The following is a 12,270-nucleotide window of genomic DNA, read 5'->3' on the forward strand; positions in this document are numbered from 1 at the left end:
CTTGCATTCGCTCCGCCCAGGATGCCAAGCTCTATTGCCATGCAGGCAAAAGATGAGGACGGCGTCGACGCCCGGGTGCGCCGCAGGCTGCGCGAACTGCGCACCCGGCACGGCCTGACCCTCGAAGAGGTCGCCCGGCGCTCGAACATCGACGTGTCGACGCTGAGCCGGCTGGAATCCGGCAAGCGCCGCCTCGCCCTGGACCACCTGCCGAGACTGGCCGCAGCGCTGTCGGTCAGCACCGACGAACTGCTTCGCGCCCCGGAAGCCGAGGATCCGCGGGTGCGCAGCGGATCTCACACCGCACACGGGATCACCTACTGGCCGCTGACCCGGCAGGCCGCCGGCGGTCTACACGCATTCAAGATCCGGATCAGTGCCCGGCGCCGCAACCCGCCCACCGAACTCCCCGTGCACGAGGGCCAGGACTGGATGTACGTACTGTCCGGTCAGCTGCGATTGATCCTCGGCGATCGGGACTTCACCGTGAAACCCGGTGAGGCGGTGGAATTCTCGACATGGACGCCCCACTGGTTCGGCGCGGTCGACGGCCCGGTCGAGGCCATCACCATCTTCGGGCCGCACGGCGAGCGGCTCCACTTACACGACTAGTCCAGGTACGCCGTCTGATTGACCAGCCGCACCGATGCCGCACCGTCGGGATAGAACTCGGCGATCGACAACGACGCGAGGTCGAGGTGCAGGCGGTACAGGATGTTCGGGCCCCCGTCGAGCGCCATCCGCAGCAGCGTCTTGATCGGCGTCACGTGCGACACCACCAGCACCGTCTCTCCCGCATGCTCGGTGACGATCCGCGCCCGAGCCCTTCCGACCCGCTCGGCCGCGGAATCGAAGCTCTCACCCTCCGGGGGCGCCAAGGAGGTGTCGCGCAGCCAGCGCCGGTGCAGATCCGGATCCCGTTCCGCCGCTTCGGTGAACGTCAGACCCTCCCACGCTCCGAAATCGGTCTCGATCAGATCGTCGTCCACGGTGACGTCGAGCCCCAGCACCTTGGCCGCCGCCGCCGCGGTGTCGTAGGCGCGCTGCAACGGCGACGTGACGACCGCTGCGACGCCGCCCCGCTGCCCGAGGTACTGCGCGGCGGCTTCGGCCTGACGGCGCCCGAGGTCGGTCAGCGCAGGGTTGCCGCGCCCCGAATACCGGCGGTCCACAGACAATTCGGTCTGGCCGTGGCGCAGCAACAGCAACCGCGTCGGCGCACCCCGCGCGCCGCTCCACGCGGTGGGGTTCGACGCCTGATGCGGCTTGGATTCCTCCCCACTCGTGGGCATTTCGGCCGCCGCGTCCATCGCCTCGTTGGCCAACCGGTCGGCGTGGCTGTTCTCCGCACGCGGAATCCACTGGTAGGTCACGCGGTCGAACCGGGCCGCCAGCGCCGTGGCCTGCTGGTGCAGAGGCGCGATGTCCGGGTGCTTGACCTTCCACCGGCCAGACATCTGCTCCACCACCAGCTTCGAGTCCATCAACACGTCGACCTCGGTGGCGCCCAGGCTCGCCGCCTCGCTCAACCCGGCGATCAGGCCGCGATACTCGGCGACGTTGTTGGTGGCGCGCCCGATCGCTTCCTTGCTCTCGGCGAGCACCGCGCCGTGGTCGGCCGACCACACCACCGACCCGTAGCCGGCCGGCCCGGGGTTCCCGCGTGAACCGCCGTCCGCCTCGACGATCACCTTCACGCGCCGAACCCCTTGACTCGCAACAGGATGGCACCGCATTCGGGGCAACGGAGCACCTCGTCGTCGGCCGCCGCGGAGATCCGCGCCAACTCCCCCTTGTCGATTTCGATCCGGCACGCGCCGCACCGGCGGCCCTGCAACTGACCCGCGCCCGCGCCGCCGCGGGCACGCTGGCGTTCGTAGAGCCCCACCAGATCGGCGTCGAGCGCCGCGACCAGCTCATCGCGCCGCGACAGGCTCTGGTGACGATGCTGGCCCAATTCGGAGCGCACTTCATCGCAGGCGGTCTGCGCGACGCCCAGATCGTGCTGCAGGTCGTCGATCTTCGTCAACGCCTCTTGTTGGTCGCGCTGCAACTCCTCGCGCCGCTCCATCACCTCGAGCTGAGAATCCTCCAGCGCGGCCTGCCTGCGCTCCAACGTGTCGAGTTCGTGCTGCAACTCGGTGAGCTGTTTGGCATCCACCGACCCTCCCGCGAGCAGCTTTCGGTCCCGCTCCTCGCGCTGGCGCACCGAATCGATCTCGGATTCGAACTTGGCGACCTGCGCGTCGAGATCCTCGATGGCGATCTGCAGTGCGGCCAGCCGGTCGTTGGCCTCCCGGTGCGCGGCCTGAACCTCCTCGAGCCGACGCTGTTCGGCGAGGTTCTTCACCCGGTACTCGAGGCGAGCGAGGGTGGCATCGAGTTCGGCCAACTCGAGTAGCGACTGTTGTTGTCCTACTTCAGCTTTCATGCTCAACTTTCGACATTCCATGGATCGGTGCGCACATCCGAGACCCGCACGGGCAGTGCGTCACCGAAGTGCGCCCGCAGCAGGTCCGCGGCCTGGCCGCACCACGGGTACTCGCTGGCCCAGTGGGCGACGTCCACGAGCGCGACTTCGGAGGCGCGTCGATGTTCGTCGGCGGGATGGTGCCGCAGATCCGCCGTCACGTATGCGTCGACACCGGTGCGGGCGACGAGGCCGAGCAGCGAGTCCCCCGCTCCGCCGCACACCGCGACGCGCGACACCTGCGCGTCCGGATCGCCGGCGGCGCGCACCCCCCAGGAGGTGGCGGGCAGCGCCCGACGCACGCGGGACACAAACGCCGACAACGGTTCCGGGCGGTCCAGCACCCCGATCCGCCCCAGGCCCGCATTACCCGGGATCGGTGCGAGCGCGAAGACGTCGAATGCGGGTTCCTCATAGGGATGCGCTCCCCGCATCGCGGCCAGCACATGACCGCGCAATCGCGCGGGGGCGATGACCTCCACCCGGTCCTCGGGAACGTGTTCGACGGATCCCACGCTGCCGATCGCCGGTGACGCGCCGTCATGCGGCAGGAACTGCCCCGTACCGGTCGTGGTCCAGCAGCAGTGCGAGTAGTCGCCGATGCGGCCGGCGCCCGCGGCGAACATGGCCTCCCGCAACGCCTCGGAGTTCTCGGCGGGCACGAAGACGACCCACTTGTCGAGGTCGGATTCCGCGCTCGCGGGGGCCAGCACCTCCTCGACGGTCAGCCCGAGCGTCTCGGCCAGCGCGTCGGAAACGCCGGGTGACGCGGAGTCGGCATTGGTATGGGCGGTGAACAGCGCCCGCCCGCTGCGAATCAGCCGGTGGATCAGGGCGCCCTTGGCGGTGCTGGCCGCCACGGTGTCGACCCCGCGCAGCAGAAGGGGGTGATGCGCGAGCAGCAGGCCCCGGTCGGGCACCTCGGCTACGACGTCGGCGGTGGCGTCGACGGCCACCGTCACCGTCTCGACCGTCTCCGACGGGTCCCCGCAGACCAGGCCGACCGAATCCCAGTCCTGCGCCAACTCCGGCGGATACGCCGCCTCCAACACGTCGATGATGTCGCCGAGACGCGCGCTCATCGCAGCGCCTCAGTCATCGCCTCGACCAGCACCGGCCATTCGGGCCGAACCGCCGCCCGCAGGAACTGGCCGTCGAGGCCGATGAACGTGTCGCAGCGGCGCACCGCAATGCCTCTGCGGTCCAGATGTTTTCGCATCAGTTCGGCATCCGGCACGGAGAACAGGACGAACGGGGCCGAACCGGGGACGACATGCACGCCGATGCTAGTCAACCCGGCCACCATCTCGTCGCGCACCTCCGTCAGGCGCCTGGCGGCACGGTCGGCCTCGGCCACCGCCTCCGGCGCGTTGCACGCGGCGATGGCCTCCAGTTGCAGCGTGCCCAGTGGCCAGTGCGGCCGGCGCGCCGTCAGCCGCGCCAACACCTCGGACGGGCCGAGCGCGTAGCCGACCCGCAGCCCCGCCAGCGCCCACGTCTTGGTCAGACTGCGCAGCACCACGACGTCGGGCAGCGCATCGCCGGCCAGCGATTCGGATTCGCGGGGTATCGCGTCGGCGAACGCCTCGTCGACCACCACGATGCGGCCCGGGCGCCGCAACGCGAGCACCTGGTCGCGGGTGTGCAGCACTCCGGTCGGGTTCGTCGGGTTCCCCACGACGACGAGGTCCGCGTCGTCGGGCACCGCGTCCGCGCGAAGGGTGTACGGCGGTTCGAGCACCACGTGGGTAAAGGGGACCCCGGCCGCGGCCAGCGCCGCCTCCGGTTCGGTGAACGACGGCGCGATCAGCGCGGCCCGCCGGGGTCGCAGGTCGGCCAGGCGCGCGAAGCCCTCGGCGGCGCCCGCCAGCAGCGCGACCTCGTCGACGGGACGGCCGTGCCTGCGCGCGACCGCCTCGAGCGCGCGCTGCTCGTCGGCCGCGCCCGGATACCTGCCCAACTCGCTCAGCCGGGCCGCCAGGCGGTCGACCAGCCACGACGGCGGCGCGTCGGTGCGCACGTTGACGGCGAAGTCCAGCATCCCGGGCGCGACGGCCTGGTCGCCGTGGTAGCGCGCGGCAGCGCGCGAAGGACTCGCCACAGCACGACACTAGTGCGCCGACCGGCGGAGTTCTGCGATCGGGGAGAATGGACGCGTGACCGACACGCTGTCGACCGGCCTGTCCACCGGCCCGTCCCCCGCGACCGAGGCGACCCGCCCCGAACTGGTGATCTTCGACCTCGACGGCACCCTGACCGACTCGGCGCAGGGCATCGTCTCGAGCTTTCGCCACGCGCTGGGATCCGTGGGCGCCGAGGTGCCCGATGGCGACCTCGCCACGATGATCGTCGGCCCGCCGATGCACCACACGCTGGGGCGCCTCGGCCTCGGGGCGAAGACCGACGAGGCGATCGCGGCCTACCGCGCCGACTACGTCGACCGCGGCTGGGCGATGAACGAGGTCTTCGACGGCATCCCGGCGCTGCTCGCCGACCTGCGCGCGGCCGGCGTGCGGTTGGCCGTCGCCACCTCGAAGGCCGAGCCGACCGCCCAGCGGATCCTCGCGCACTTCGGCCTCGCCGACTGTTTCGAGGTGATCGCCGGTGCGAGTGTCGACGGCACGCGCGCCCGCAAGGTCGACGTCGTCGCCCACGCGTTGACCCAACTCGGCACCGTGCCCGAGCGGACCCTCATGGTCGGCGACCGGTCACATGACGTGGAAGGCGCCGCCGCACACGGAATCGACACCGTGATCGTCGGGTGGGGCTACGGCAAGGGCGATTTCGACGAGCCCGACGCCGCCGCGCCAGCCGCGCACGTCGCGACGGTGGCGGACCTGCGTGAGGTGTTGGGTGTCTGAACTGCTGCACGTGACGTTCGTCTGCTCGGGCAACATCTGCCGGTCGCCGATGGCCGAGAAGATGTTCGCCCATCAGATCTCGGAGCGCGGGCTGGGCCATGTGGTCCGGGTGACCAGCGCGGGCACCGGCGGTTGGCACGCGGGTGAACCCGCCGACCGCAGGGCCACGCACGTGTTGCGCGAGCACGGGTATCCGACCGCGCATCGCGCCGCGCAGGTCAACGAGGATCACATGTCCGCCGACCTGGTGATCGCGCTGGGCCGCAACCACGTTCGAATGCTCAAGGACCTGGGTGTGCCCGCCGACCGGATCCGGATGCTGCGGTCGTTCGATCCGCGATCGGGCGCCCATGCGCTGGACGTCGAGGATCCCTACTACGGCGACCACGCCGACTTCGAGGACGTCTTCGCCGTCATCGAGGCGTCGCTGCCCGGCCTGCACGAATGGGTCGACGAGCAACTCGCCGGCAGGGGGCTCGCCAGCTGATGCGCCGGTGGACGTTCCTGCTGCGGCCGTCATGGCTGGCGTTGTTCGTCGTGGTGGCGGGCTTCGCCTACCTGTGCTTCACGGTGCTGGCACCGTGGCAGCTGGGCAAGAACTCCAAGACCTCGCGCGAGAACGCGCAGATCTCGCATTCGCTGAAGGCCGATCCCGTAGCGGTTACTTCTCTACTGCCAGAGCAGGATTCGACGGCACCGGAGGACCAGTGGCGACGCGTCACGGCGAGCGGCCGCTATCTTCCCGAGGGGCAGGTGCTCGCGCGGTTGCGCATGGTGGAGGGTGAACCCGCCTTCGAGGTGCTCGTGCCGTTCGCGGTCGACGGCGGGCCGACCGTCCTGGTCGACCGCGGATACGTCCGGCCGATACAGGCTTCGGGTGTGCCCGAGATCCCGGCGGTGCCGGACGGCACGGTCACCATAGCCGCGCGGCTGCGCGACTCCGAGGGGCTGGCCCAGGGCAAGGAGCCATTCCGCCAGGACGGCATCCAGCAGGTGTACTCGATCAACACCGGACAGATCTCGTCGCTCACCGGTATCCCGCTGGCCGGTTCGTATCTGCAGTTGGAGCCCGACCAGCCGGGTGGGCTCGGCGCGATCCCGCTGCCCCACCTCGACGCCGGACCGTTCCTGTCGTACGGCATCCAGTGGATCGCGTTCGGCATCATCGCGCCGATCGGGCTGGGCTACTTCATCTACGCCGAGGTGCGCCAGCGCAGGCTGGAGAAGGCCGCACGGGAGGCGGCGCAAGCCAAGCCCGACGCCCCGCTCAGCACCGAGGACAAGCTCGCAGACCGGTACGGCCGGCGGCGCTGAGCCCGATCGCGGCCAACGCCGCGGCCCCCTGAACCGCCCGCGACAACCGCGCGGCCCGCCGCAGATCGGCGGCCTGCGGCGGCGGACCGTCGCCGAGGGTGGGGCGGATCTCGAGTTCGTGGGCGTACTGCGTCGGCCCGCCGAGCCGCACCCCCAGCGCCCCCGCGAAGGCCGCCTCCGCGACACCCGCGTTCGGGCTGGGATGGCGTCGCGCGTCGCGCTTCCACGCGCGCAGGGCCGCGACCGGCGAGCCGCCCACCACCGGTGCGCACACGGCCGCCAGCACCGCGGTCACCCGCGCGGCGAGATAGTTCGCGGCGTCGTCGAAACGCGCTGCCGCCCAACCGAACCGCCGGTAGCGAGGCGACTTGTGGCCGATCATCGCGTCGAGGGTGTTCGCGCCGCGGTACACCAGGACACCGGGGACCCCGCCGACCGCCGCCCACAGCAGCGGCGCCACGTGCGCGTCGGAGGTGTTCTCCGCGACCGACTCGAGCGCGGCCCGCGCAAGTCCCGCCTCGTCGAGCACCGACGGGTCGCGTCCACACAATGAGGGCAGCAGGCGGCGGGCCGCGTCGACGTCGCCCCGCTCCAGGTGACCCGCCATCTGGTTTCCGGCGCGGGCCAGGGAGGTCCCGCCCAGTGCGACGAACACCGACGCGGCGGTGGTGACGACGACCGACGCAGCGCCCCGCCGCGACGCCCGCTCCGCCGCGATTCCGAGCAGCGAGAGCGTGCCGAGCAGGGCGGCGGTGTGCAGCGCGCCCGCCGCGCGGTCGTCGGCGTAGGTGCGACGCTCCAAAGCCGCTGCCGCACTGCCGAAGAGCGCTACGGGGTGTCCGCGACGGGGATCGCCGAACACCCGGTCGGCGGCATATCCGGCCGCAATCCCCACTGCGCGCGGGCGTGAGGTCTGCGCAAACACTCCGCGAGCGTCTCACAAGGTGATCTACTCGAACGCATGAGGTTCGGGCCACCGCGCCGCCCGAGGCGCGTCGTCGATCTGCTCAATCCCGCGGCCGTGCTGGCACCGGCGGCCAACGTGATCATGCAGTTGGCCTCGCCTGGGGTGGGTTACGGGGTGCTCGAGAGCCCGGTCGACAGCGGCAACGTCTACAAGCATCCGTTCAAGCGGGCCCGCACCACCGGCACGTATCTGGCGGTGGCGACGATGGGCACCGAGAGCGATCGCAGGCTGATCCGCGACGAGGTCGACCGCGTGCACGCGCTGGTGCGATCCACGCCGTCAAGCCCGGTGTCGTACAAGGCTTTCGACCCTCGGTTGCAGTTGTGGGTGGCCGCCTGCCTGTACCGCTACTACGTCGACCAGCACGAGTTCTTGTACGGCCCGCTCGACGAGGAGGCGGCCGACGCGATCTACCACGACGCGAGGAAGCTGGGCACCACACTGCAGGTGCGCGAGGACATGTGGCCGCCGGACCGCGCCGCGTTCGACGAATACTGGAAACGCTCGCTGGATGAACTGCGCATCGACGAACCGGTGCGTGAGCATCTGCACGGGGTGGCCGCGATGGTGTTCCTGCCCGCTCCGCTGCGGCTGCTGGCGGGCCGGTTCAACCTGTTCGCGACGACGGGCTTTCTGCCGCAGAAGTTCCGTGAGCACATGCAGCTGCCGTGGTCGGGCCGTCAGCAGCGCAGGTTCGAGACGCTGTTGACCGGGCTGCGCGTCGTCGACCGCGTCGTCCCGCGCGATGTCTGGCTTCTCGGCTACCGGTTGTACCTCTGGGATATGCGGACCCGGGCACGCCTCGGCAGGCGAGTCGTGTGAACCGATCAGAAAATCAGGAGGCACCATGCCCTTTCCGTCACTGAACCACGTCGCCCTGACCGTGCGTGACCTCGCGGTCAGCGCGCCCTGGTACCAGGAACTGATCGGGGAGGAACCGGCGCTCGACGAACACACCGACACCGGATTCCGCCATGTGGTCTGGCAATTCGACAACGGCACGCTGTTCGGCATCCACGAACACGACCGGTCGGTGCCCGACGAGCAGTTCACCGAATTCCACTCGGGTCTCGACCATGTCGGCTTCGGGTGCGCGAGCCGCAGCGAGCTCGAGGGCTGGGTGGAGCGCCTCGACAAGCTCGGCGTCGAACACGGGGACATCGTGGATGCGCCGTACGGTTCGGGGCTCAGTTTCCGCGATCCCGACGGCATCGCGCTGGAGTTCTTCGCTCCGCCGGGTTGACCGATACTTCGTTGAAGGTGCGTCAATCTGCTTGGTCGAACCGCTGGCGTTGCCGCACCCCGTAGGCGGCCGCCTTGACGGCATCGCCGTCCTCCATACCCGATCCCAGTGCACCGCCCAACGTGGCGACTGCCGCCACCAACCAGGCCACCACCAACACGGTTGGGAATTCGACGGGATGGCCTATGTTTCGAGCGACCAACTGCGGCGGGAGCGTCCACCAGGCCGTGAGCAGTATCAGGACGTAAAGCCCGATATGGAAGATGGCGACGCCGATCGTCAAAGTGACGAGAGTCGTTGCGTTGTACAACACGGCTCTCTTACGTTCGCCAACCGAATGCGGTCGTTCCCATAATTCGTGGTCGAGGATGAGCCACGCAATCAATGCGGCACTCGCCAACATGGTTGCCGCGGTCAGCCGCCAGGGGCCCATGGTGTCGGACAACTGCCAAATCGTCGGATAGGCAAGGCTCACGGCGCCGGCGGCGAACGCGGCCATCATCACCTTGGACAGGCCAGCGAGCAACCGCCACGGGCGGTTGGCATAAACCATGCCGCTCAAGAGTCGGAGACGGGACAGCGCAGACGGCGCGACGTAACGGACCAGGTCGTTTTCCTGAGTCCGCTTCAGCCGCTTCAATGCAGGGGTGGGCTTGTCCGATTGACGCTCAATCTCGGCCACGACGGTCTGCGCGAGTTTCCTTATCCGGCGATCGATGAATACGCCGCCAACCCCGGGAATCGAAATCACTCCCAACCTGTCAGGCACACTGATCTCGGCTATCACCGGCGTCTTCCCCTGCCGTCGGGCAAGATCCGTCAGGTAGATGACGATGCCTTCCGGGCTGTCACCCGGTTGGATGGTGCGGATAACCTGGGAGACTTCGGCGTACTCGTCGACCGGATACGCGTGACGTCGCACCGACACATCCCACGCGCTATCGGCCGAGGACTGGTCCGTCAGCGCATTTCGCAATGAATCCGACACACGCTCGGCGATTGCCGCCGGGGCGCCGGGATCCGCGATCAGCAGGATTGACGACGGTTCGTCCGGCATTCGGATCGCATACCCGTGCGCCGAACGACCAAACGCGGGCGGGCGCGCCGAACGTCAGGCCGACGTCGCGGATTCGTGTGCTTTCTCCGCCATCTCGGAGAATTCGCGCTGGATCTCGTCGTTCTCGCGGGCGGTCATCAGCGATACCGCGACGGCGACGACAAGACACGCGACGAAGCCGGGAACGATCTCGTACATCGCACTCGACAAAGCCTCGGTCTGACCCCAGACGCCGACCACCATGGCGCCGGCGATCATGCCGGCGATCGCACCGGCCGAGGTGAGCTTGCGCCAGAACAGCGACAGGATGATCAGCGGTCCGAACGCGGCGCCGAAGCCGGCCCACGCGAAGCCGACGAGATCGAGGATCGTGTCATCGGGGTTGAGCGCCAACAGGACCGCGACCACCGCGACCGTCAGGACCCCGAGCCGACCGTAGGTGACCAGCCTCGTCGGACTGGCCTCCTTGCCGAACGCCCGGTAGATGTCTTCGACGAGTGCCGACGAGCACACGATGAGCTGCGAGGAGATCGTCGACATGATGGCCGCCAGCACCGCTGCGAGCACGATCCCGGCGACGAGCGGATGGAACATCGCCTGCGCCAGGCGCAGGAACACGGTCTCGGGATTGTCCAGCGTCACACCTTCTTTGAAGAAGTACGCCAGTCCCACGAAGCCGGTGGTGATCGCACCCACCGAGGTGAGGACCATCCAGCTGATACCGATGCGACGACCGGCCTTGGCATCGGCCGACGAGCGCATCGCCATGAACCGGACGATGATGTGCGGCTGGCCGAAGTAGCCGAGTCCCCATGCCGCCGCCGAGACGATGGCGAGGAAGCTCCCCCCGAAGAACAGTGATGTGCGGTGCATTTCGTCACCGGGATCCGCGGCGTTGTGCGCGGCGTCCGCGGCACGGACCAGATCGACCACCTCGCCCGGCCCGCCGGTGACGATGATCGCGGCGACGGGGATCGTGACCAGCGCGGCCAACATCAGCAGCCCCTGCGCGACATCGGTGAGCGAGGCACCGAGGAAACCGCCGAACAGCGTGTAGCACAGGGTGACTCCGGCGACCAGCAGCATGCCCGTCAGATACGACGAACCGAACGACGACTCGAAGAACACACCGCCGGCGACCATGCCGGACGACACGTAGAACGTGAAGAAGACCAGGATGATGGTGCCCGCCGAGATCCGCAGGACATGGGACTTGTCGCGCAACCGGTTCTCGAAGAAGCTCGGCACCGTGATCGAGTTGTTGGCGATCTCGGTGTAGGTCCGCAGCCGCGGCGCGACGAATTTCCAGTTGAGCCAGGCGCCGATCACCAGGCCGATCACGATCCACGACTCGAGCAGGCCGGACGCATAGATCGCGCCGGGGACCCCGAGAAGCAGCCATCCGGACATGTCGGAGGCGCCGGCCGACAGGGCGGCGACGGTCGGAGGGAGCCTGCGTCCACCGAGCATGTAATCGTCGAGATCGCTGGTCTGCCGGTAGGCGTAGAAGCCGATCGCGAGCATCACGGCGAAGTACAGACCGATCGCCATCATCTGGAACGTGGTGTCGGATATGGGTCGTCTCGTTCCGTCGAAGGGACCTGCGGGCCATCCGATCGTATGAGAAATCAGGTGGGCGCGGACGGTATCGGCAGTCGTCGCACCTGCGTGCCAACCGTGTCGGCGCGCGCCTCCGGATTACGCCCGCGAAAGTTAATTGCCCCGCCCCGGTGTCAGTCCAGTGCTAGCGTTCAGACATCCGGGTTCATCCGGGTTCACGACAGGGGCCGGACATGTCCGCAGGCAACCCAGATTGGTCCACACCAGCCGCGATGGCCATCCCTGAAGAGGGTTACTTCGAGCTCAAACAAGGGCGCTACGGTCCGGTGTTCCCCCGAACACCGGCATGCTATGGCTTCTCGATCATCGCGAAGGTCAAAGAAGGCCGCGAGGAAGCCGTCCGTGCCTACGGCAAGACCATCGAGGAGACGATCGCGGCCAGTCCCGATGCGCTGGCTCCACTTCGTTTGCATTACCTGCGTTGGCAACTTTTCGACGTCGGCTCGGGACTGCATTTCCAATACCAAGGCATCTTCGACACCGACTTCGATAAGTACACCGAGGATGCCGTCCAGCTTTTCAGCGCCACGGGTATCACGACCGTGTTCACAAACCTTGAAGGGTTTCCCGAGGACTGGAAGGAAAATCCGGAGTCGTTCGTGAAATTCGTTCGTGAGCACCAGGTTCCGAGCTTCCTGGAGTATGGCGAGTACCCGTATGTGACCGCCGAGGAAATCAAGAAGGCGCTACGGCTCAAAGCCGCGTTCTCCACCATGCTCGATCAGATGCAGTAGCTGC

General features: G+C 68.4%; 14 protein-coding genes. 7 read left to right on the forward strand and 7 right to left on the reverse strand.

Translation table 11 applies throughout. The features are described 5' to 3' along the window. Positions 1–39 precede the first annotated feature (39 nt). Complete coding sequence (locus A5752_RS17015; RefSeq protein WP_067087845.1) at positions 40–612, forward strand: helix-turn-helix domain-containing protein; 573 nt, start codon at positions 40–42, stop codon at positions 610–612. Here the strand turns inward: A5752_RS17015 and A5752_RS17020 are convergent. The 4 genes from A5752_RS17020 to cobC are packed head-to-tail and all read right to left on the reverse strand — an operon-like array spanning position 609 to position 4,571. Then, positions 609–1,697, reverse strand: coding sequence for a bifunctional RNase H/acid phosphatase (locus A5752_RS17020; protein WP_067087847.1), 1,089 nt, complete (start codon positions 1,695–1,697; stop codon positions 609–611). The genes A5752_RS17015 and A5752_RS17020 overlap by 4 nt on opposite strands. Further along, positions 1,694–2,431, reverse strand: coding sequence for a zinc ribbon domain-containing protein (locus A5752_RS17025; RefSeq protein ID WP_067087849.1), 738 nt, complete (start codon positions 2,429–2,431; stop codon positions 1,694–1,696). Before A5752_RS17025 ends, A5752_RS17020 begins: the two co-directional genes overlap by 4 nt. 2 nt (positions 2,432–2,433) lie before the next feature. Continuing rightward, positions 2,434–3,552: a Nif3-like dinuclear metal center hexameric protein gene (locus A5752_RS17030; RefSeq protein WP_067087851.1), complete on the reverse strand. Its 1,119-nt coding sequence runs from the start codon at positions 3,550–3,552 to the stop codon at positions 2,434–2,436. Further along, positions 3,549–4,571 carry an Rv2231c family histidinol phosphate aminotransferase CobC gene (gene cobC, locus A5752_RS17035; RefSeq protein WP_067087853.1) on the reverse strand — a complete coding sequence of 341 codons (1,023 nt, stop codon included), beginning with the start codon at positions 4,569–4,571 and terminating at the stop codon, positions 3,549–3,551. Before cobC ends, A5752_RS17030 begins: the two co-directional genes overlap by 4 nt. A 55-nt stretch (positions 4,572–4,626) precedes the next feature. On the opposite strand from cobC, the gene A5752_RS17040 reads away from it, so the two are divergent. Genes A5752_RS17040 through A5752_RS17050 form a run of 3 tightly spaced genes read left to right on the forward strand, consistent with a single transcriptional unit; the run spans position 4,627 to position 6,645 of the window. Then, positions 4,627–5,331, forward strand: a complete 705-nt coding sequence (locus tag A5752_RS17040; RefSeq protein ID WP_502686743.1) for an HAD-IA family hydrolase — start codon at positions 4,627–4,629, stop codon at positions 5,329–5,331. Next, complete coding sequence (locus tag A5752_RS17045; RefSeq protein ID WP_067087855.1) at positions 5,324–5,818, forward strand: low molecular weight protein-tyrosine-phosphatase; 495 nt, start codon at positions 5,324–5,326, stop codon at positions 5,816–5,818. The genes A5752_RS17040 and A5752_RS17045 overlap by 8 nt, the downstream gene beginning before the upstream one ends. Continuing rightward, entirely contained in the window at positions 5,818–6,645 is an 828-nt protein-coding gene (locus A5752_RS17050) for an SURF1 family cytochrome oxidase biogenesis protein (protein ID WP_067087856.1), read from the forward strand. The genes A5752_RS17045 and A5752_RS17050 overlap by 1 nt, the downstream gene beginning before the upstream one ends. Here A5752_RS17050 and A5752_RS17055 read toward each other — a convergent pair. After that, positions 6,599–7,570, reverse strand: a complete 972-nt coding sequence (locus A5752_RS17055; protein ID WP_067087858.1) for a cobalamin biosynthesis protein — start codon at positions 7,568–7,570, stop codon at positions 6,599–6,601. The genes A5752_RS17050 and A5752_RS17055 overlap by 47 nt on opposite strands. Before the next feature lie 36 nt (positions 7,571–7,606). Here A5752_RS17055 and A5752_RS17060 point away from each other — a divergent pair, with 36 nt between their 5' ends. Next, the gene (locus A5752_RS17060) at positions 7,607–8,434 is read left to right on the forward strand and encodes an oxygenase MpaB family protein (protein ID WP_067087860.1); all 828 of its coding nucleotides are present in this window, start codon (positions 7,607–7,609) and stop codon (positions 8,432–8,434) included. A 25-nt stretch (positions 8,435–8,459) separates the two neighbouring features. Then, positions 8,460–8,855: a VOC family protein gene (locus A5752_RS17065; RefSeq protein WP_067087862.1), complete on the forward strand. Its 396-nt coding sequence runs from the start codon at positions 8,460–8,462 to the stop codon at positions 8,853–8,855. Positions 8,856–8,877: 22 nt separating this feature from the next. On the opposite strand, the gene A5752_RS17070 is transcribed toward A5752_RS17065, so the two are convergent. Further along, positions 8,878–9,912 (reverse strand): hypothetical protein, encoded by a 1,035-nt coding sequence (locus A5752_RS17070; protein WP_067087864.1) that lies wholly within the window; start codon positions 9,910–9,912, stop codon positions 8,878–8,880. A 54-nt stretch (positions 9,913–9,966) separates the two neighbouring features. Further along, positions 9,967–11,487 carry a sodium/proline symporter PutP gene (putP, locus tag A5752_RS17075; protein WP_067087866.1) on the reverse strand — a complete coding sequence of 507 codons (1,521 nt, stop codon included), beginning with the start codon at positions 11,485–11,487 and terminating at the stop codon, positions 9,967–9,969. Between the two features lie 218 nt (positions 11,488–11,705). Between putP and A5752_RS17080 the strand changes: the two genes are divergently transcribed. After that, on the forward strand, positions 11,706–12,266 hold the full coding sequence (locus tag A5752_RS17080) for a hypothetical protein (RefSeq protein WP_067087868.1): 561 nt from the start codon (positions 11,706–11,708) through the stop codon (positions 12,264–12,266). The last annotated feature ends 4 nt before the right edge of the window (positions 12,267–12,270 follow it).

It is taken from the genome of Mycobacterium sp. 852002-51961_SCH5331710, from assembly GCF_001665535.1.
GTDB lineage: Bacteria > Actinomycetota > Actinomycetes > Mycobacteriales > Mycobacteriaceae > Mycobacterium.

Excerpts from the sequence above, each read along its gene's own strand:
- A5752_RS17050 (WP_067087856.1), top strand. The coding sequence starts at position 5,818 with ATGCGCCGGTGGACGTTCCTGCTGCGGCCGTCATGGCTGGCGTTGTTC.
- A5752_RS17065 (WP_067087862.1), top strand. The coding sequence starts at position 8,460 with ATGCCCTTTCCGTCACTGAACCACGTCGCCCTGACCGTGCGTGACCTC.
- A5752_RS17070 (WP_067087864.1), bottom strand. The coding sequence starts at position 9,912 with ATGCCGGACGAACCGTCGTCAATCCTGCTGATCGCGGATCCCGGCGCC.
- A5752_RS17060 (WP_067087860.1), top strand. The coding sequence starts at position 7,607 with ATGAGGTTCGGGCCACCGCGCCGCCCGAGGCGCGTCGTCGATCTGCTC.
- A5752_RS17030 (WP_067087851.1), bottom strand. The coding sequence starts at position 3,552 with ATGAGCGCGCGTCTCGGCGACATCATCGACGTGTTGGAGGCGGCGTAT.
- A5752_RS17080 (WP_067087868.1), top strand. The coding sequence starts at position 11,706 with ATGTCCGCAGGCAACCCAGATTGGTCCACACCAGCCGCGATGGCCATC.
- A5752_RS17015 (WP_067087845.1), top strand. The coding sequence starts at position 40 with ATGCAGGCAAAAGATGAGGACGGCGTCGACGCCCGGGTGCGCCGCAGG.
- A5752_RS17025 (WP_067087849.1), bottom strand. The coding sequence starts at position 2,431 with ATGAAAGCTGAAGTAGGACAACAACAGTCGCTACTCGAGTTGGCCGAA.